Origin of the sequence: Glutamicibacter uratoxydans (assembly GCF_050753455.1) — a bacterium.
GTDB classification, from domain to species: domain Bacteria; phylum Actinomycetota; class Actinomycetes; order Actinomycetales; family Micrococcaceae; genus Glutamicibacter; species Glutamicibacter uratoxydans_A.
The window spans coordinates 1,925,500-1,943,724 of sequence record NZ_CP192736.1 but is presented as its reverse complement, the minus strand read 5'-3'; the positions used below and the strand labels follow the sequence as shown (position 1 = coordinate 1,943,724).

The following is an 18,225-nucleotide window of genomic DNA, read 5'->3' as shown; positions in this document are numbered from 1 at the left end:
GAATTGGGGAAGTGTTGAGGCTGAGCTAATGATCTGCACAGCTGAAGGTTACTTGAAAGTAATTAAATCTTACTAGCGCACCGGAACGTCGCATGTAGCTGGGGAGTTCTTGGTAGGCCGCTGCGCGCTGCTTGAGGGCAGCGTAGTGTCGTCCGACTAGGGTATAAGCGCAGGGTAGTGAAACGTCAGATAGGTTAGCCAGGTTGAAAACGAAGAAAACGCCAAGGACACTTCCGATCATCGGGTTTGTTGCGTTGAGTATGGGGTTAGCTTGGCTGGTGGCTCTTCCACTCTGGCTGGGTCCAGGTCTACGACACTCGCAATTTACGTTGATCGCCGCATTGATGATGTGGACGCCAGCGTTTGCGGCGGTGATCGTGAGCCTCTTTGAACGGCGGATCAAGAGCTTTGGGCGCGAGGTTGGGCTCTGGCCGGTGCGACCGATCGGGAAATTTCTGCTGGGAGTGGTACTGGGGATCCTGATTCCCTTAGCGCTCATTTTTCAAGCACTTTTCGTCGGCGATGTGCTTGGCGTATATCCCGCTGATTTCCAGAACCTTGTGGCGGTCCGCGTCCTGGCCGGTGAACAGAGCACGGCGCAGTTTTTGGCTATGCAGTTTAGCTTTGCGGTGCTCGGAGGGTTTCTCAATGCCTTGCCCGCCCTGGGTGAAGAAATCGGCTGGCGCGGCTGGCTTTGGCCGCGACTACTTCGCCTCGGGGCCGTTCGGGCGATTATCCTTTCCGGCGTGATTTGGGGAGTTTGGCATGCGCCATTGCTCCTATTGGGTTATAACTACCCCTATTCCTCAGGGCCGATGTCGCTGGTATACATGTCCGGAATGTGCATTGTGGTGGGAGCGTTTTTGGGTTGGCTGCGCATGTACTCCAACTCCGTCTGGCCGGTGGCAATCGCTCACGGAGTATTTAACGCCTCGGTGGGATTCAGTGCGTTGTTCCTCGCCTTTGGTGCCTTCCTCGAACCGAGCAAGATGACCATTATGGGCTGGAGCGGTTGGCTCTTGCCGGCGGTAGTAATTGTGCTGATGCTGGTGTGTGGTGCCTTCAAACCCAAAGACCAGATGCAGGACCGGGAAACGGTTCACGCCCAAAGAGTGCCAGAAAGCGATTCGGCAGTCCCGAAAGAAATTTCCTAGCTAAGCGCGGCGAAGCTGCTGCACGCCAAGGACATTTACTCGATGACATGTGAAAAACTGTGCCACACGGCTGTGTGGCACAGTTTGTTGCTGGTGCCCCCGGCGGGATTCGAACCCACGACCTAGAGATTAGAAGGCTCTTGCTCTATCCAGCTGAGCTACGGAGGCATAACCGAAAATAGTTTAGCCAGTGACAGGGCAGTTCACGAAATCGGTACCCCTGGGTAGTTATGCACAACTGGTGCAGATGCCCTCGGAATTCCTCTTCACCGGTCACATCCTAGTTTCACCCCGCAAACTACCGGGGGCGAAAAAGCTAAGGAGTAGGACACCATGAGTGACCTTGTGACGATTCGCGCCGTGGTGGGTACCGAACCCCACCTGAGCATCACCCCGCAGGGGACTACCATGCTCAAATTCCGGGCCGCGACCCATGACCGAAAGCGAGACCCGGAATCCGGTGAGTGGAGTGATGCCGGAACCAACTGGTTCTCAGTGACCTGCTTTCGGGCATTAGCCGAAAATGCGATGGAAAGCCTGCGCCGTGGAGATCGGGTCATCATCTTCGGAAAACTTCAGATCCGCCAATTTGAACGCAATGATGGCAGCGCTGGAACGAGCGCCGACTTAGAAGCTTACGGGATGGGGCACGACCTGAAATTCGGTACCGGGAACTTCACACGGGTGCGCCATGACGGCGCCACCGCGGCACGGCCCAGCACGCATGAAGACGCAACGGGAACGGTGTCAGAGACGGAGAAACCAGTCGTGACGCATTGGCCGGATGCGCAGTCCGACGCAGCCTGAATTTGCCACAGCTTAGCGGTGCCTGGATATCGATGTGAATCTGGGCACCGCCACGGCAATAGATCCGCCGATAATTCGGTTTTGCACCCTTAGAGCGACTAGCCTTAACAGCATGGCGGAATTCATTTATACGATGACCAAGGCTCGCAAGGCCGTTGGTGACAAAGTCATTCTTGACGATGTCAGCATGTCGTTCTACCCGGGAGCCAAAATTGGCGTCGTGGGTCCAAACGGTGCTGGTAAGTCCACAATCCTTAAGATCATGGCGGGGATTGACACCCCGTCCAACGGTGAAGCACGGCTTTCACCGGGTTACTCGGTCGGGATCCTTCTGCAGGAACCCCCACTGAACGAAGAAAAGACCGTCTTGGGCAACGTCCAAGAGGGCGTTGGAGAAATCTACGAAAAGATCCAGCGCTTCAATCAGATCTCCGAAGAAATGGCTCAAGATGGGGCCGATTTCGACTCTTTGCTCGAAGAGATGGGCAAGCTTCAGGAAGCTATTGATGCTGCCGATGCGTGGGATATCGATTCCCAGCTGGAGCAGGCCATGGATGCGCTACGCTGCCCACCGGGTGACGAGCCGGTAACACACCTCTCCGGTGGTGAGCGCCGCCGCGTGGCACTGTGTAAGCTCCTGCTGCAGAAGCCTGACCTGTTGTTGCTTGACGAACCTACTAACCACTTGGATGCCGAGTCGGTCCTCTGGTTGGAACAGCACTTGGCAAGCTACCCAGGTGCCGTTTTGGCAGTCACCCACGACCGCTACTTCCTGGATCACGTTGCCGAATGGATCTGTGAAGTCGACCGCGGTCGCCTGCACCCATACGAGGGCAACTACTCCACCTACTTGGAGAAGAAGCGCGAGCGTCTGGAAGTACAGGGCAAGAAGGATCAGAAGCTCGCTAAGCGTCTGAGCGAAGAACTTGAATGGGTTCGCTCCAACGCCAAGGGCCGACAGACTAAGTCCAAGGCTCGTCTGGCACGGTACGAAGAAATGGCTGCGGAGGCCGAGCGCACTCGTAAGCTTGACTTCGAAGAAATCCAGATCCCACCGGGCCCACGGCTGGGTCAGGTTGTCATCGAGGCAAGCAATCTCAAGAAGGGCTTCGGCGATCGTGTGCTGATCGACGGACTGTCTTTCAGCCTGCCACGTAACGGCATCGTCGGCGTGATTGGTCCCAACGGTGTAGGCAAGTCCACCCTCTTCAAGACCATTGTTGGCCTCGAAGAGCTCGATGGGGGAGATCTGAAGATCGGTGAAACCGTCAAGATTTCCTACGTCGACCAGAATCGCGAGAACATCGACCCAGAGATGAGCCTGTGGGAAGTTGTTTCCGATGGGCTGGATTACATTCAGGTCGGACAGGTTGAAATGCCATCGCGCGCCTATGTGTCGGCCTTTGGGTTCAAGGGCCCGGATCAGCAGAAGAAGGCAGGTGTGCTTTCCGGTGGTGAGCGTAACCGTCTGAACTTGGCGCTGACCCTCAAGCAGGGTGGAAACCTCTTGCTGCTTGACGAGCCGACTAACGACTTGGACGTGGAAACCCTGTCCTCGTTGGAAAATGCGCTACTGGAATTCCCAGGTTGTGCCGTGGTCGTCTCTCACGACCGTTGGTTCCTAGACCGCGTGGCCACCCACATTCTGGCCTATGAGGGCACCGAAGAGGATCCCGCGAACTGGTACTGGTTCGAGGGTAACTTCGATTCCTACGAGCAGAACAAGGTCGAACGTCTGGGTCCGGATGCTGCCAAGCCGCACCGCGTGACGCACCGCCGTCTGACTCGCGACTAAGTCCGAATATGAACGCCCGCCTTTCACCACGAAGGCGGGCGTTTTATTTAGCCCTCCAAGCGGCGGGCGCCAAAACCTTCCTGAGCCAACTGATCACGCGGGTTTAGCAGGTGGCAAGCCTCTAGTGACAAGCAACCGCAACCAATACAGCCGGTGAGCCGCTGTTCGAGTTGTTCAATGGTTTTCCGTCGGGCTTCCAGGATACTGATCCACTCTTGCGAGGCACGTTGCCAATCCGCTTCGGATGGTCGATGATCCAGTGGTACCGGTTCGAGTGCTCTCGCGATATCCGCTAAGGGGATACCCAAATTTCGGCCCACTGAGATTAGCGTGATACGTCGAATCATATGTCGCGGGTAGCGACGTTGATTCCCTGCAGTACGCAGCGAGCCGACCAAACCAAGTTCCTCGTAGTAGTGCAACGCCGATCGGGCTACACCGGTTCGCTCGCTGATCTGACCTATGCTAAGCATCTCTTCGGCGGGCTCGGAGTCGGCGGCTGATAAAGGTGAGATAGCTTACCTCCGGAAGTGAAATCTTGACCTCAAGTTTACTTGAGGTTTTAAGATCGGGTGTGTCGAATACTTGTCGACCATTCGAGATGACAGTGGCCCCTCGGGGCAGTGAAGAAGAGTGAGTAGTGTTAATGAGCGCAGTGGCCGATGACTTTCGGGCAGCATTCCGAGCGCACCCGGCGGGTGTAGCTTTAATTACCGCAAATCCACATGGTCGGCCGGTGGGCATTACTGTCTCAAGTTTGGCGTCGCTATCCGTTGACCCCGTGGCCGTGTCCTTTTCCTTGACCAGATCCTCCGGTTCGGCCGGTGCCCTGTTGCAAGCCCCGACATTCCTGATCCATTTACTGGGCCAAGAACATAGTCAGCTGGCCGATGCCTTCGCACGTCCGGATGGCCCGCGCTTTACCGCGGAACAGAATTGGCAGCATTTAGAGAACGGGGAGCCATATTTCGCCGAAGCGCCGGTGGCATTCCGCGCCCGCATGCATAGCTCACTTCAGGTGGGTGGATCGCGCCTGATCGCCGCGGAGGTGCTAGAAGTTTTTCAGGGGCCAAAGTCTCAACACCTGCTTTACCAAGACCGCGGCTACTGGGACCTGAGCGGCGCGACAGCGTTGGAGGTGCGGCCTGGTTGATTTCCGGTGGCTCTAGGCCCCAAGAACTCAGGAAAGCACTGACCCGCAGACCTGATGATCTGCGGGTCAGTGGCGAAAACCGATTAGCCCAACTTATCGATGGGCATGCGAACCATACCCTCCTGGGCGACCGTCGCAACGAGCTGGCCCTGGCGGTTGTAGATGCTGCCGGTTCCTAGGCCGCGGGCTGAGGAAGCGGAAGGGGAGCGTTGGATGTACAACAGCCATTCATCCACGCGGAAATCGCGGTGCCACCACATGGCGTGATCTAGACTTGCCACGCTCATGTCCGGGCTGACCCAGCCGATACCGTGTCGACGCAATACCGGTTCTAACAATGTGTAGTCACTGGCGTAGGCCAGTGCGGCACGGTGCAAAGCTGGATCATCAGGCATGGCAGCGGTGGTCTTAATCCAGACAGCACTTTCGGCCGTACGTTCACCGGCGGCTTGGAGATAAATCGGATCCGACACATGACGCACATCAAAGGGGCGCTCGAATGCCCACTCTTGGGCTACCGGATGATCAATATCACCAATCAGGTCCGCGGTGGTGGGCAGGGATTCTGGATCCGGAATGCCTGCGGGCATGGGATCGTGATGATCCAACCCCACCGAAGGTTCTTGGAAGGAAGCAATCATCGACAGGATGGGTTTGCCGTTTTGGTAAGCATGCACGCGCCGCGCGGAAAAAGAACGTCCATCACGCATGCGTTCGACACCGAAGGTGATTGGCTGATGCGGATCACCGGGTCGAAGGAAATATCCATGCATGGAGTGAATGCTCCGCTCGACCGGCACGGTGCGGGTGGCAGCAATCACGGATTGGCCCAGCACCTGGCCACCAAAGACCCGAGGCCGACTCTGCTTCGGGGTGTATCCGACAAAAATATCCTCGTCGGTACGCGCCTGAAGATTGCTACTGAGGTCCAACAGCTCGATCAAACGTTGGGTGTTTTGCGTGGAATCGGTCACGATGCGTGCTCCCTCAATATATGTCACGTGTAAAACCATTTTGTTACTTGATGGTAACTTCTGGAGTGGCCGGCTACGTAATTCTCTGTTCTACATCTTCCAACAGATGCCGGTGATGACGAAATCATCACACCGGTCTCGTACTAATCCTTGATCGTGAGACGATGAATTTATGTCTAGTGAAGCCCTGATTTTTGATGACCCCAGCACGGTGCATGATCTGCGGAACCTGATTAACCGGGCTAAGAGCATCGATGCGGAGGCCGCACAACTAATGGCTCGCGGCGCCGCCTTGGCCGTCTATGTGCCGGTGCTGGCTCCGACGAATCTGGGCAGTGGTGAATTTACTATTCTCGGTATGCGAGTGCACCGTTTGGCTGAACCCGCACAGCTCACCGCTTGTTATTCGGTGGCTTCAATTCAGGACCGGTTGGCTCGTATGGCCGATACGTCACGGGAGTTTACGCTCCCTCCGGTCCCGGAGTTCCCGTCCTGGACGGGGATTCAGGTACCGGTTTCCGGGTGGGAGCCGTTATCGCGTATCAGTGATGCGGTCCTCGCCGAGGCGGCGCGTGCCGGGATTACCGCGGTGGCAGACGCGTTGCCGGCAAACCCCGGTAAGCCGGTGATTGCTCAGGTGCGCCAGCGCATTTGGTCCTCACCCCAGCCCGACACCGAACCTGCGCTTGCGCTGGGAGCAGCCTTTGCAATGGAAACCTTGGGGTTCCTAGCCCCGCAGGGGCAAAGCACGGTGTTCCGCAATGGTTCATGGCTTCGCGTCACGAGTTCGCGTGGACACGTGCTCTTGCGCCAGGATGCTGCACTCTTTTAATTCGCTCAGCGCCCGCTGACGAAGCGGCGGTTGCGCTGTCGGTTCTGTTCCTTGCGAAAACCCGTAATCAGAAACTGTTGAAGCGCTTAAAGTGATGCTCCCCACGAGTTGGGCTGAGGGATCAGCACCTTCTGGTGGGGAGCATTGGTTCGTGCGCAGGCCCGCTTAGTCTGGACGGTTCACCAAGGAATGGGCGGCCCGATCGAAATAATCGCGCATGGTCTCGGCATGCAAGGGGGCAAGGCCTAGCTGGTCGATTGCCTTATTCATATGCCCCAGCCATACATCACGATTATGCGAATCGACGTGAAAAGGCATATGACGCATCCGTAGGCGGGGGTGGCCGCGGTGTTGTGAATAGGTGGTGGGGCCTCCCCAGTACTGCTCTAGGAAGAGCTGCAGGCGGATCTGTGCCGGATACAGATCTTCTTCTGGATACATACTGCGGAAATCGGCGTCCTCTGCCACTGAAGCGTAGAAGAGGCGAGCCAGCTCGGCGAAGATCGGACGACCGCCTACTTCCTGATAAAACGTGCCACCGTATTCGGCCAGATCGACCTCGGCGGTCGACAGCTCCAAGAATTCCTGACTGGAAGGCCCGGTCACGACAGGGTTGCTGAAGGGATCATTCGCTACGCGATGTGGCAAGGGATTAGCTTTGGTCATGGCTTCTTTCCTGAAAAGGGCTAATTGGCTTGTGATGGACTGTGAAGTTCACCGAGCGTGCAATAAAGCAGACCTTATTGGCCTGTACGTGTAGTGCATCCGCGAGCTCACGCTGGGACTCCTCGAGCAAACCAACGGCGGGCTGGAGGGTGGCTTCGGTAAATTGACCGCTGCCGTCATAGTTCAACTTCAAGGTACCGTGGGCCTGATCCGTGTAGCTGGTCACTACCAAGCCGTGCTTGACGGCCAGATGTAGGTAGGAAAGCATATGACATTGGCTGAGCGCGGCGAGTAGCAACTGTTCGGGATTCCAGCGCTCGGCATCCCCGTGGAAGGTCGGGTCGGCGGTCCCAGCGATATCGGGTAAGCCTTCGGCACTGAGAATATGCTCCCGGCCGTAGCCACGATAGCTGCGGGTACCTTCACCGCGATTACCGGTCCACCGCATGGAGATCTGGTAATTATGTCGCGAAAGGTCCATGGGCTAATTCTCCCATGTTTAGCGTACAAAGTGTTATGGCGTGCTCCACAGGCTCAGGCCCATGGAGCACGCCATCAGGTGGGGGATTACACGGTCTTAGGCGTCTGCCGCCTGAGCCTGTAACGCGCGCACCACGTCGGCACGGCTTTCCACGAGCAGACGACGCAGTGCCGGATGCTCATCGTTCAACTCTGCCAAGAACGCATCGGTACGTTCGATGGTCAGTTCGCTGATCGATGCGCTGGGGTAGAGGCCAATCACGATACGCTTGGCCATCTCATGGGACAGGGTCAACCATTTATCCATGATTGCCGCGAAGTAAGGCTCGGCGAAATCAGCTAGGAGCGCCGTATCATGCGCCTTGTTGAAACCGGCAATTACCCCGGCGTGATTGTCATTGGACAAGGTGCCCGAAAGCACCAGGTTGAAGGCTTCAGTCTTGGCTTCGCGGGTCGGCATGGCGGCCCGAGCCGTGTACCAGTTGGTCTTTCCCTGCGAGGTTGAGTCAGCGGCCAGCTCCTTATCCAACTGAGCCGGGGTTTTTCGGCCCGCAGCGGCCAATGCAATGATCAGACTCCAGCGGAGGTCGGTGTCCAGCTCTAACCCATCCAAAAGCACCGTGCCATCGAGCAGTCCCTGCAAGCGGTCGACCTGAGCGTCCGTGCGCGCACGGGTCGCATAAGCCAATGTGAACTGCAATTGAGCATCCGAGCCCGCGGTTGCTGCAGCGGCCAGTTCCCACAACTGATCGGCGGCATAGATCCCCAGTTCTTGCTGCTTCTGCTCGGCTACATAGGAGTCCAGAGCGGTGTTCAGTTGGCGCAGCAGCACCATGATCACCGAGGAATCTGCTTCATAGCCAATGTTGTTCAGCAATAGCTGGATGTAGCTGCTGGCTCCGGTTTCGGCATCGCGCACCGCATCCCACGCGGCACTCCAAACCAAAGTGCGCGGCAAGGACTCGGTGAAATCCTTCAGATGTTCGGTGGCGGTGGACAATGACTGCTCATCGAGACGAATCTTGGCGTAGGTCAGATCATCATCATTCAGTAGCACCAGGTCGGGGCGTGCCATGCCCAGCAATGCCGGAACCGGGGTGCTGGTTCCGGTGATATCTAGTTCTTCGCGATGGGTGCGCTCCAGTTTGCCCTGCTCATCAAGTGAGTAGAAACCAACTGCAAGGCGGTGATCGCGGATGGTGTGGTACTCGGCCACGGCGCTTTGTTCGATGCTGAAGGCGGTAATGCTGCCGGTGTTGTCGGTCTCCATAGTGGCCTTGAGGGTGTTGACCCCAGCGGTTTCCAGCCACTGCCCGGACCAGTTGCTTAGATCGCGCCCGGAAGCAGCTTCGAGTTCGCGCAGGAGGTCTGGCAGTTCAGTGTTCTTCCAGGCGTGCTTGGCAAAGTAGCTGCGCACTCCAGCCATGAACTCGTCCTGCCCGACAAACGCGACCAACTGACGCAATACGCTGGCACCCTTGGCGTAGGTGATGCCGTCAAAGTTCACTTCCACATCCGCCAGATCATTCATTTCGGCCACCACCGGGTGCGTGGAGGGTAGCTGATCCTGGCGGTAGGCCCAGTTCTTTTCCAGCATGTTAAAGGTGGTCCAGGAGCCGGTGAACTCGGTGTTTTCCGCGGCGGCGAGGGTGGACATGAATTCGGCGAAGGACTCGTTCAGCCACAGATCATTCCACCACTTCATGGTCACCAGGTCACCGAACCACATATGCGCCAATTCATGCAGAATGGTGATTGCTCGGCGTTCGACCATGGCGTGGGTTGGACGGGAACGGAATACGTAGTCTTCTAGGAAAGTTACGGCTCCAGCGTTTTCCATGGCTCCGGCGTTGAATTCCGGCACGAAAAGCTGATCGTACTTCTCGAAGGGGTAGGGCACACCGAAGTTCTTTTCAAAGAACTCAAAGCCTTGCCGGGTCACCGTGATGATGTTCTCAAAATCAAGGAATTCCATCATCGAGGCGCGGGCAAACACACCCAGTTCGATGGTGCGACCGTCGGAGGAAACCAGCGAATCACGCTGAACCTGGTACGGGCCTGCGATCAGCGCGGTGATGTAGCAGGAGATCCTTTCGGTGGCTGGGAAATCCCACCGGGCAGCGGTTTCCCCGACCAGTTCCGGACGTGGGGTCGGCGCATTGGAGATCACGTTCCAGTGTTTTGGCGCGGTGACCGTGAATTGGAAGGTGGCTTTCAGATCGGGTTGCTCGAACACGGCGAACATGCGCCGGCAGTCGGCCACCTCAAACTGTGAGTACAGGTAAACCTCGTTATCCACCGGGTCAACGAAGCGGTGTAGACCCTCGCCAGTGTTCATGTAGAGCGCATCGGCGTCGATGACCAACAGGTTTTCTGCCGCCAGATTCGGCAAGTTGATCCGCACCCCATCGCTATGCTCGGCCGGATCAAGGCTCACCCCATTAAGCGTGATGGAACGTACCGAGGCGGTAACCGCGTCGATAAACGTGGATGTTCCTGGTTGGGCGGAGAAACGCACCGTGGTGCGCGAAGCGAAGACTTCCTCCCCGGTGGTGAGGTCCAACTCGACGTGGTAACTGTCGAGGTTGAGAAGTTCTGCACGCTCGCTTGCTTCGCTGCGCGTGAGATTCATTCCGGGCATGAAAGGCTCCGAATCTATGCGGCAATAACCGCATCTAAAGATGTGAAATATTTATTGAACAACTAGACCTATTCTGCCACTTTGAACCGGGGGCAATGCAAGTCTTTTCCGGTTATTTCCGCGCGAAGAATTCAGATTGCGGCGAACCGCTGAGTGATCGAGCGATCAGATTCGAATCCGGCCCGGATGGATCGCTAAGCTGGTGCTGTCAGAATTGACGAGCACCCCAATGGAAGAGGAACTCACATGCGCGTACATATTGCGACCGACCACGCTGGTCTGGAACTGAGCGATCACCTGGTTAAGCACCTGTCGACCAAGGGATACGAGATGGTGAACCACGGCCCGAGTTCCTATGATCCGGATGACGATTACCCGGCATTTTGCATCAACGCGGCCAAGGCCGTCATTGCCGATCAGCGTTCCGGAGTGGAAGCGTTGGGGATTGTTCTCGGTGGATCAGGCAACGGTGAGCAGATTGCGGCTAATAAGGTTGAAGGAATCCGTGCGGCGCTGGCTTGGAATCTAGACACCGCACAGCTGGCCCGTCAACACAATAATGCCAATGTTGTTGCCGTGGGTGGACGTCAGCACTCCGTGGAGGAAGCAACCGAAATTATTGAGGCCTTCCTCAAGGAGCCCTTCAGCAACGCCGAACGTCACGAGCGTCGAATCGGTAAGATTGCTAGCTACGAAACGACCGGCGAGGTCATCGACTAACCGTGCCCGAAGGACATTCCCTCCACCGCCTGTCTAGGCAGTTCGACGACGCGTTCGGAAACCAAATCGTGAGTGTTACCTCGCCTCAGGGCAGATTCGCCACGGACGCGAGGCGATTGGACGGGCGCAGACTTGAAACGGCCTGGGCCAAGGGGAAGCAACTTTTTATCCAGTTCGATAATGAGCTGTTTTTACGGGTACACCTTGGCCTCTACGGAGCCGTGGATTTTGGGGGAGATGAGCATTTTCGTGGTGCCTCGTCCATTGGGGCCCCGCGCCGGATTGGCGAACGCGAGTTAACCCAAGATGCTGCTCAGCCTTATAGCGGGCCGCCGGAGCCGGTGGGTCAGGTGCGGGCACGATTTGTTAGCGAGCACGGCTGGGCCGACTTGCGTGGTCCTAGCGCCTGTGAGGTGCTGGACTGGGACCAAGTACAGCAGCAGTTGCAGAAACTCGGCCCGGATCCCTTAGTTGGCGCCGGACTGCGTTTCGCCCAGTCCAAGGGCCGAGATTTAGATCTTGATCCACTCAAGGAGCTGGAACGCGGCTATGCCGAGTTCCGGCGCAACCTTAGTCGCACCAAGACTCCGATCGGCATTGTGCTGATGAATCAAGCTCTGATTTCTGGCGTAGGAAATATTTACCGGGCCGAGGCGCTGTTTCGTGCCAAGGTCGATCCACAGCTGGCCGCGAACGAGGTCTCCACGCAGGCGGCAAAGAAGATGTGGTGGGATCTGGTGGAGCTGATGGAGGACGGGGTGCGTGAAGGCAAAATCATCACCACCCGCGAAGCGGATCGTGACCCGTTCGGTCCGGTATGGCCAGATAATGCTTACTACGTCTATCAGCGGCAAGGTCTGAAATGCCGACGGTGTTCAGCTCAGGTGGCGCTAGCAGAGGTTGCTGGCCGCAAACTTTATTGGTGTGGCCGCTGTCAGCGACCCCCGCGTAAACGTAGCTAATACCTTCAAGTAATTGACGCGAACTTCTCATGCACCGGGAGTCAAAAGACTTCCGGCGCATGAGAAGTTCGTCTTTAAAGCCCCCAAGTCGGAACGGGGAAGCGTCGATTTGCACTTGACAAGATCTATGCTCTAGACTGAATTTTGTTCACGGCAACGACGCCGAGAAATCTGGGGATGTAGCTTAATGGTAAAGCCTTAGTCTTCCAAACTAATGACGCGGGTTCGATTCCCGTCATCCCCTCCAGAAGAAAAGACCTCATCGAAAGATGGGGTCTTTTTCTATTCCCGCAGAGTGGTTGCTGGCGAAGCCCTCGCGGTGAAGTGTTGCGGTTGTCACATAAAAGATTTTTCGAGAAAATTCGCAAAAACAACCTTCCGGCGCGGAATTCAGCCCGGTCTCGGCTCGAAAGTTTGCCGAAAAATCAACGTTTTTGCGTTTGGTGACCAGGATTGCGGGCGAAAGTTGGCCCCGATTTTGCTTTCGTTTTGAACCCGTGTAAATTTATTTCTTGTGGTCATCACGGAAACCTACGGGTTACCGAGAAAGACCATGTGAAACGTAAGTTTTAGACTTTTTCTGAAGTCTTGAGGATTTACTTTTCGGGGTGTAGCTCAGCTTGGCTAGAGCGCGCGCTTTGGGAGCGTGAGGTCGCAGGTTCGAATCCTGTCACCCCGACTCTGCATTAGATGAGGCACTAATCAGCTGCCAAGTTTGTTGCGGATGAGATCTAATTCATTTAGTTCTTGTGATCAGCGGAAACTCAAAAGGTTGCCGGAAGGAATCACAAACGATTAGTAGATCGGTGCAGACTACGGTTAGACTGGTCACTGCTAATCGGGGTGTAGCTCAGCTTGGCTAGAGCGCGCGCTTTGGGAGCGTGAGGTCGCAGGTTCGAATCCTGTCACCCCGACTCTGTGTGAAGAACCCCGCAACAATATTTTGTTGCGGGGTTTTTTTGCAGATCAAGACCTAATTCTTAGATAAATTCAGGAGTACAACGCTGTGAAGAGCGCCGTCGAAAACCTCAACCCAACCCGGGTTAAGCTCACCGTTGAAGTTCCTTATGAGGAGCTCAAGCCCCGCGTTGACGAGGCCTACAAGACCATCGCACAGCAGATCCAGATCCCAGGTTTCCGCAAGGGCAAGGTTCCTGCCCGTCTGATCGACCAGCGCGTGGGCCGCGGCTACGTCATTGAGACCGCTGTGAACGAGGGTCTGAATGGTTACTACCAGCAGGCCATGGTCGAGAACGAGCTGACTCCGCTCTCTCGCCCAGAGGTCGACATCACCGAGCTGCCTTCGATTGAGAAGGAAGGCGAGGGCCAGCTGGTCTTCACTCTTGAAGTTGACATCCGCCCAAGCATCGAACTGCCTGACTACAAGGGTCTGGAAGTTTCCGTTGAGGCCAAGGAAGTTGCCGACGAGGACGTCGAGAAGGCTCTTGAGGACCTGCGCGGACGCTTCGGCACCCTGAAGGAAGTTGAAGCTCCAGCTGCAGCTGACTCCTTCATCACCATCGACCTGGTCGCTACCGTTGAGGGCGAAGAAGTCGATAACGCACAGGGTCTGTCCTACCAGGTTGGCTCCGGCAACATGCTTGAGGGCATGGATGAGGCTGTCATCGGTCTGTCCGCAGGCGAAGACGCTACCTTCGAAACCAAGTTGGCTGGCGGCGAGCACGCTGGCAAGGACGCCACTGTCAAGGTTGCCGTCACCGCCGTGAAGCAGCGCGAACTGCCAGAGGCCAACGATGACTTCGCTCAGCTGGCTTCCGAGTTCGACACCATTGCCGAACTGCGCGAATCGCTGGCCAAGGACGCAGCTGAGGGCAAGATTACCGAGCAGGGCGTCGAGGCTCGCGAGCTGGTTCTGGACAAGCTTTTGGAACTGGTTGAGGTTCCTGTGCCAGAGTCGGTCATCGAAGAGCAGATTGAACAGCACTTCGATAACCCGAACGCTGAAGAAGGCCACGACACCGAAGAGCACCGCGCAGAGGTCCGCGAAAACACCGAGCGTGCCTTCCGTAACGAATTGGTGCTGGACGCTGTTGCTGACGCCGAGGAAGTTGGCGTGGAGCAGTCTGAGCTGATCGACTACATCGTGCAGACCGCCGGTCAGTACGGCATGGATCCAAACCAGTTCGCTCAGATGCTTGATGGCGCCGGCCAGGTTCCAATGCTGATGGGTGAGGTTCGTCGCCGCAAGGCACTGGCCAAGGTTCTGGAATACGCAGTGGTCACCGACTCCAAGGGTGAGACCGTTGACCTGACCTCCTTCGTGAAGCCAGCCGGTGAAGAAGAAGTTGCCGCCGAAGCTACCGAGGAAGCTGCAGAAGCAGACGCCAAGTAAGCTATTGCGCTAAACGATCAATGACCGCCGTCCACTGGAAAACCAGTGGACGGCGGTCATTTTTCTCTGTTCCATGCCCAGATGCATGCGCCGTGAGCGAAACAAGGGCATGAAACACGCCAAGAGACGGTTGAAGTCAGTAATCTCAAAGATAACCAGTCGCATCGGCAGCAGACCCGAAACGGGTTTTCCCGATCTGATCTACACGTTCGGAAGAGGTAGAGAACATGTCCAATGATTCGCGCACTCCCACGATGGCCAGCGTTGACCCGGCCTCCCGTGAGGACTACATCTACAACCGCCTGCTCAAGGAACGCATCATTTGGCTGGGTTCCGAGGTTCGCGACGAGAATGCCAACGCCATCTGCTCGCAGTTGCTGTTGCTCTCGGCTGAGGACCCAGAGGCCGATATCTACCTGTACATTAACTCCCCGGGTGGTTCGATCACCGCCGGCATGGCCATCTACGACACCATGAAGTTCATCCCGAATGACGTGGTGACCGTGGCAACCGGGTTGGCCGCCTCGATGGGGCAGTTCCTGCTCTCCTCTGGCACCCCAGGCAAGCGCTACGCCACCCCTAACGCACGAATCCTGATGCACCAGCCATCGGGCGGCATCGGTGGTACCGCCTCGGATATCAAGATCCAGGCCGAGTTGATCATGCACATGAAGAAGGTCATGAGTGAGCTGACCGCCCAGCAGACCGGTCAGACCTTGGAACAGATCCTGACCGATAATGAACGCGATAAGTGGTTCACCGCGGAGCAGGGCCTGGAATACGGCTTCTTTGACAAGATCGCATTGCACGCCGGAACCGTCAGCGGTGGTGGCGGAGTAGGTAACGAGTCCTAATCGGCGCTCGTTGTTCCAGATTTACTAGACTTTCGTAGGAGATACCATGCAGTTCAACCCCGATGCCACCGCTGGGTCCATGCCTTCGGCCCGCTATATTCTGCCGCAGTTCGAAGAGCGCACCCCTTACGGCTTCAAACGTCAGGACCCATATGCGAAGCTCTTTGAAGATCGCATCATCTTCCTCGGTACCCAGGTAGATGACGCCTCCGCGGATGATGTGATGGCCCAGTTGCTGGTGCTTGAGTCCATGGACCCGGAACGCGATGTCACCCTGTACATCAATTCGCCAGGTGGCTCGTTCACCGCGATGACCGCGATCTACGACACTATCCAGTTCATCCGTCCAGAGGTGCAGACCGTATGCCTGGGTCAGGCAGCCTCGGCAGCGGCAGTGCTGCTGGCAGCTGGTACTCCGGGCAAGCGTTTGGCCCTGCCGAACGCTCGCGTGCTGATTCACCAGCCAGCCATGGGTGGCGGGGAACGCGGCACCGCCTCGGACCTGCAGATTCAGGCCGAAGAAGTGATGCGGATGCGTGAATGGTTGGAGACTACGCTGTCCAACCACACCGGTCAGACCGTGGAGAAGATCCGCAACGACGTGGAACGTGACTTGTTCATGACCGCGGCCGAAGCCAAGGAATACGGCATCGTCGACGAAGTGCTCACTTCGCGCAAGGTGTCCCGTCAGATCAACCACTAAGCATCTGACACGGGAATAAGTAATGCATGATGGCGGTTTACCGGTTGTGTGCTCGCGGTCTTAAACCGTGAGGCACGGCTGGTAGGCCGCCGTCTTTCGCTAATCCGTAGGTGTCCTGCCCTAGAATTAACCAAGGACCACGGTACTCAACTAAAGGGGAGAGCAACGCGATGGCACGAATGGGAGAAGGTTCGGACCTGTTGAAGTGTTCTTTCTGTGGAAAGAGCCAGAAGCAGGTCAAGAAGCTGATCGCCGGTCACGGAGTGTACATCTGCACCGAGTGCATCGAGTTGTGCAACGAGATCATTGCCGAGGAATTCGCCGAGGAACTCACTAACGAGGAATTCTCGCTGCCTAAACCACGTGAGATCTTTGACTCCCTTGAGGAATACGTCATCGGGCAGGAAGCAGCTAAACGCGCGCTGTCGGTGGCCGTTTACAACCACTACAAGCGTATTCACGGCAACCAAGATAAGAACCCGATTGCCGCGCTGAATAATGAGGATCCGCTCGGTGACGTTGAGGTCTCCAAGTCGAATATTATGCTCATTGGGCCGACCGGTTGCGGTAAAACCTACTTGGCGCAGTCGCTGGCCAAGAAGCTGAACGTACCTTTCGCGGTTGCCGACGCGACGAGCCTAACTGAGGCTGGTTACGTGGGCGAGGATGTGGAGAACATCCTGCTGAAACTGATTCAGGCAGCCGACTACGATGTGAAGAAGGCCGAGACCGGCATAATTTACATTGATGAAATCGACAAGATCTCGCGCAAGAGTGAGAATCCGTCGATTACCCGCGACGTGTCGGGTGAAGGTGTGCAGCAGGCCTTGTTGAAGATTTTGGAAGGTACCGTCGCAGCCGTACCGCCACAGGGCGGACGCAAGCATCCACACCAAGACTTCCTGCAGCTGGACACCACCAACATTTTGTTCATCGTGGCCGGCGCCTTCGCGGGTCTGGAAGAAATCATTTCCTCCCGCGCCGGACGTAAGGGGATTGGTTTCGGTGCACCATTGACGGCGCTGAAGTCCGAAACCGCCTCATATTCCGATGTGCGACCCGAAGACTTGCTGAAGTTCGGGTTGATTCCAGAATTTATCGGTCGCCTGCCGGTGATCACCACCGTAGAGCACCTAGATCGTGATGCCTTGGTGCGGGTGCTGACCGAGCCTAAGAACGCTCTGGTGAAGCAATACCAGAAGATGTTCCAGATGGATGGGGTGGCGCTGAGCTTCGAACAGCCAGCCCTTGAAGCGATTGCGGATCTGGCCATCGAACGGGAAACCGGGGCCCGCGGATTGCGCGCAATCCTTGAAGAATCCCTCGCCTCCATCATGTTTGACTTACCAAGCCTTGAGGGCATTGGTGAAGTAGTGATTTCTCGCGATGTCGTGATTGATAAGGCCGAACCAAAATTGGTGTCCACGGCAATGAGCGACAAGCGCGGCAAGAAGTCCGCTTAACCCAACGATTAGTACAAACCGAGAGAAAGCTGGGCCTTTTCATGGCAGAACACACGCAAGTTGATTTCTGGTTCGATCCGATCTGTCCTTTTGCTTGGGCCACCAGCCGGTGGGTTAAGGAAGTTGAGAAGGTGCGCGACATCGACGTTCAGTGGAACGTGATGAGTCTGGCCGTCTTGAATGAGGGCCGTGATCTGCCAGCTGATTACCGTGATTCCATGGACCGCGCATGGTCCCCGGTGCGGGTGATCGTAGCGGCAGCTGCTGCCCACGGTGAACAGTACAAAGATCTGCTGTACACCGCCATGGGTGAACTCTTCCACTATGAGAAGTATGAAGACCGTGAGGAAGTTATTCGCCTAGCGCTGGAGAAGGTGGGGCTGCCGGCCGAACTGGCCGAAGCCGGGCAGAGCGATGCCAATGACGCTGCCTTGCGCGAAAGTCATCAATCCGGAATCGAAAAAGTTGGTCAAGATGTCGGAACCCCGATTCTTGAGGTCAACGAAGTAGCTTTCTTTGGCCCGGTGATCACTCGGGTGCCAACCGGCGAGGATGCCGGACGGATGTTTGACGCTGCGGTGCAATTGGCCTCCTTCCCTCACTTCTTTGAGATGAAGCGCTCGCGCACCGAGAGCCCAACTTTCGACTAATAAACTGTGTATAGCTAG

17 protein-coding genes and 4 tRNA genes are annotated in these 18,225 nt (G+C 56.5%); 15 read left to right on the top strand and 6 right to left on the bottom strand.

The features are described from left to right. The first annotated feature begins 203 nt into the window (after positions 1-203). On the top strand, positions 204-1,154 hold the full coding sequence (locus tag ACQQZ8_RS08900) for a CPBP family intramembrane glutamic endopeptidase (protein ID WP_431709482.1): 951 nt from the start codon (positions 204-206) through the stop codon (positions 1,152-1,154). 91 nt (positions 1,155-1,245) lie between these two features. Here the strand turns inward: ACQQZ8_RS08900 and ACQQZ8_RS08895 are convergent. Beyond that, a tRNA-Arg gene (locus tag ACQQZ8_RS08895) sits at positions 1,246-1,322 on the bottom strand. 165 nt (positions 1,323-1,487) lie between these two features. On the opposite strand from ACQQZ8_RS08895, the gene ACQQZ8_RS08890 reads away from it, so the two are divergent. Together ACQQZ8_RS08890 and ettA are read left to right on the top strand one after the other, a co-directional pair. Continuing rightward, on the top strand, positions 1,488-1,961 hold the full coding sequence (locus tag ACQQZ8_RS08890) for a single-stranded DNA-binding protein (RefSeq protein WP_431709481.1): 474 nt from the start codon (positions 1,488-1,490) through the stop codon (positions 1,959-1,961). Between the two features lie 112 nt (positions 1,962-2,073). Continuing rightward, on the top strand, positions 2,074-3,756 hold the full coding sequence (gene ettA / locus ACQQZ8_RS08885; RefSeq protein WP_431709480.1) for an energy-dependent translational throttle protein EttA: 1,683 nt from the start codon (positions 2,074-2,076) through the stop codon (positions 3,754-3,756). 47 nt (positions 3,757-3,803) lie between these two features. On the opposite strand, the gene soxR is transcribed toward ettA, so the two are convergent. Next, positions 3,804-4,229, bottom strand: coding sequence for a redox-sensitive transcriptional activator SoxR (soxR, locus tag ACQQZ8_RS08880; protein ID WP_431709479.1), 426 nt, complete (start codon positions 4,227-4,229; stop codon positions 3,804-3,806). A gap of 173 nt (positions 4,230-4,402) precedes the next feature. On the opposite strand from soxR, the gene ACQQZ8_RS08875 reads away from it, so the two are divergent. Then, the gene (locus tag ACQQZ8_RS08875) at positions 4,403-4,909 is read left to right on the top strand and encodes a flavin reductase family protein (protein ID WP_431709478.1); all 507 of its coding nucleotides are present in this window, start codon (positions 4,403-4,405) and stop codon (positions 4,907-4,909) included. Between the two features lie 83 nt (positions 4,910-4,992). On the opposite strand, the gene ACQQZ8_RS08870 is transcribed toward ACQQZ8_RS08875, so the two are convergent. Then, positions 4,993-5,922 (bottom strand): acyl-CoA thioesterase, encoded by a 930-nt coding sequence (locus ACQQZ8_RS08870; protein WP_431709477.1) that lies wholly within the window; start codon positions 5,920-5,922, stop codon positions 4,993-4,995. Positions 5,923-6,055: 133 nt separating this feature from the next. On the opposite strand from ACQQZ8_RS08870, the gene ACQQZ8_RS08865 reads away from it, so the two are divergent. After that, positions 6,056-6,715, top strand: coding sequence for a hypothetical protein (locus ACQQZ8_RS08865; protein WP_431709476.1), 660 nt, complete (start codon positions 6,056-6,058; stop codon positions 6,713-6,715). A 165-nt stretch (positions 6,716-6,880) separates the two neighbouring features. Here the strand turns inward: ACQQZ8_RS08865 and ACQQZ8_RS08860 are convergent, their stop codons facing one another. The 3 genes from ACQQZ8_RS08860 to pepN all read right to left on the bottom strand — a co-directional run bounded on the left by ACQQZ8_RS08860 (position 6,881) and on the right by pepN (position 10,502). Next, positions 6,881-7,381, bottom strand: a complete 501-nt coding sequence (locus ACQQZ8_RS08860) for a globin (RefSeq protein WP_431709475.1) — start codon at positions 7,379-7,381, stop codon at positions 6,881-6,883. Then, positions 7,368-7,862: an OsmC family protein gene (locus ACQQZ8_RS08855; protein WP_431709474.1), complete on the bottom strand. Its 495-nt coding sequence runs from the start codon at positions 7,860-7,862 to the stop codon at positions 7,368-7,370. The genes ACQQZ8_RS08860 and ACQQZ8_RS08855 overlap by 14 nt, the downstream gene beginning before the upstream one ends. A gap of 96 nt (positions 7,863-7,958) precedes the next feature. Next, entirely contained in the window at positions 7,959-10,502 is a 2,544-nt protein-coding gene (gene pepN / locus ACQQZ8_RS08850) for an aminopeptidase N (RefSeq protein WP_431709473.1), read from the bottom strand. 246 nt (positions 10,503-10,748) lie between these two features. Here pepN and ACQQZ8_RS08845 point away from each other — a divergent pair, with 246 nt between their 5' ends. The 10 genes from ACQQZ8_RS08845 to ACQQZ8_RS08800 all read left to right on the top strand — a co-directional run bounded on the left by ACQQZ8_RS08845 (position 10,749) and on the right by ACQQZ8_RS08800 (position 18,207). Continuing rightward, positions 10,749-11,222, top strand: coding sequence for a ribose-5-phosphate isomerase (locus ACQQZ8_RS08845; RefSeq protein ID WP_431709472.1), 474 nt, complete (start codon positions 10,749-10,751; stop codon positions 11,220-11,222). A 2-nt stretch (positions 11,223-11,224) separates the two neighbouring features. After that, the gene (locus ACQQZ8_RS08840) at positions 11,225-12,184 is read left to right on the top strand and encodes an Fpg/Nei family DNA glycosylase (protein ID WP_431709471.1); all 960 of its coding nucleotides are present in this window, start codon (positions 11,225-11,227) and stop codon (positions 12,182-12,184) included. Positions 12,185-12,357: 173 nt separating this feature from the next. After that, a tRNA-Gly gene (locus ACQQZ8_RS08835) sits at positions 12,358-12,431 on the top strand. A gap of 357 nt (positions 12,432-12,788) precedes the next feature. After that, positions 12,789-12,863 (top strand) — tRNA-Pro (locus ACQQZ8_RS08830). A gap of 160 nt (positions 12,864-13,023) precedes the next feature. After that, positions 13,024-13,098: transfer RNA gene (locus tag ACQQZ8_RS08825), tRNA-Pro, on the top strand. Positions 13,099-13,190: 92 nt separating this feature from the next. After that, entirely contained in the window at positions 13,191-14,537 is a 1,347-nt protein-coding gene (tig, locus tag ACQQZ8_RS08820; protein WP_431709470.1) for a trigger factor, read from the top strand. Positions 14,538-14,791: 254 nt separating this feature from the next. Next, the gene (locus ACQQZ8_RS08815) at positions 14,792-15,391 is read left to right on the top strand and encodes an ATP-dependent Clp protease proteolytic subunit (RefSeq protein WP_431712164.1); all 600 of its coding nucleotides are present in this window, start codon (positions 14,792-14,794) and stop codon (positions 15,389-15,391) included. A 46-nt stretch (positions 15,392-15,437) separates the two neighbouring features. Beyond that, a complete protein-coding gene (locus ACQQZ8_RS08810) occupies positions 15,438-16,094 on the top strand; it encodes an ATP-dependent Clp protease proteolytic subunit (protein ID WP_431709469.1) in 657 nt (218 codons plus the stop codon). Positions 16,095-16,264: 170 nt separating this feature from the next. Next, entirely contained in the window at positions 16,265-17,557 is a 1,293-nt protein-coding gene (gene clpX / locus ACQQZ8_RS08805) for an ATP-dependent Clp protease ATP-binding subunit ClpX (protein WP_431709468.1), read from the top strand. Between the two features lie 41 nt (positions 17,558-17,598). Continuing rightward, positions 17,599-18,207: a DsbA family protein gene (locus ACQQZ8_RS08800; RefSeq protein ID WP_431709467.1), complete on the top strand. Its 609-nt coding sequence runs from the start codon at positions 17,599-17,601 to the stop codon at positions 18,205-18,207. Positions 18,208-18,225 lie beyond the last annotated feature (18 nt).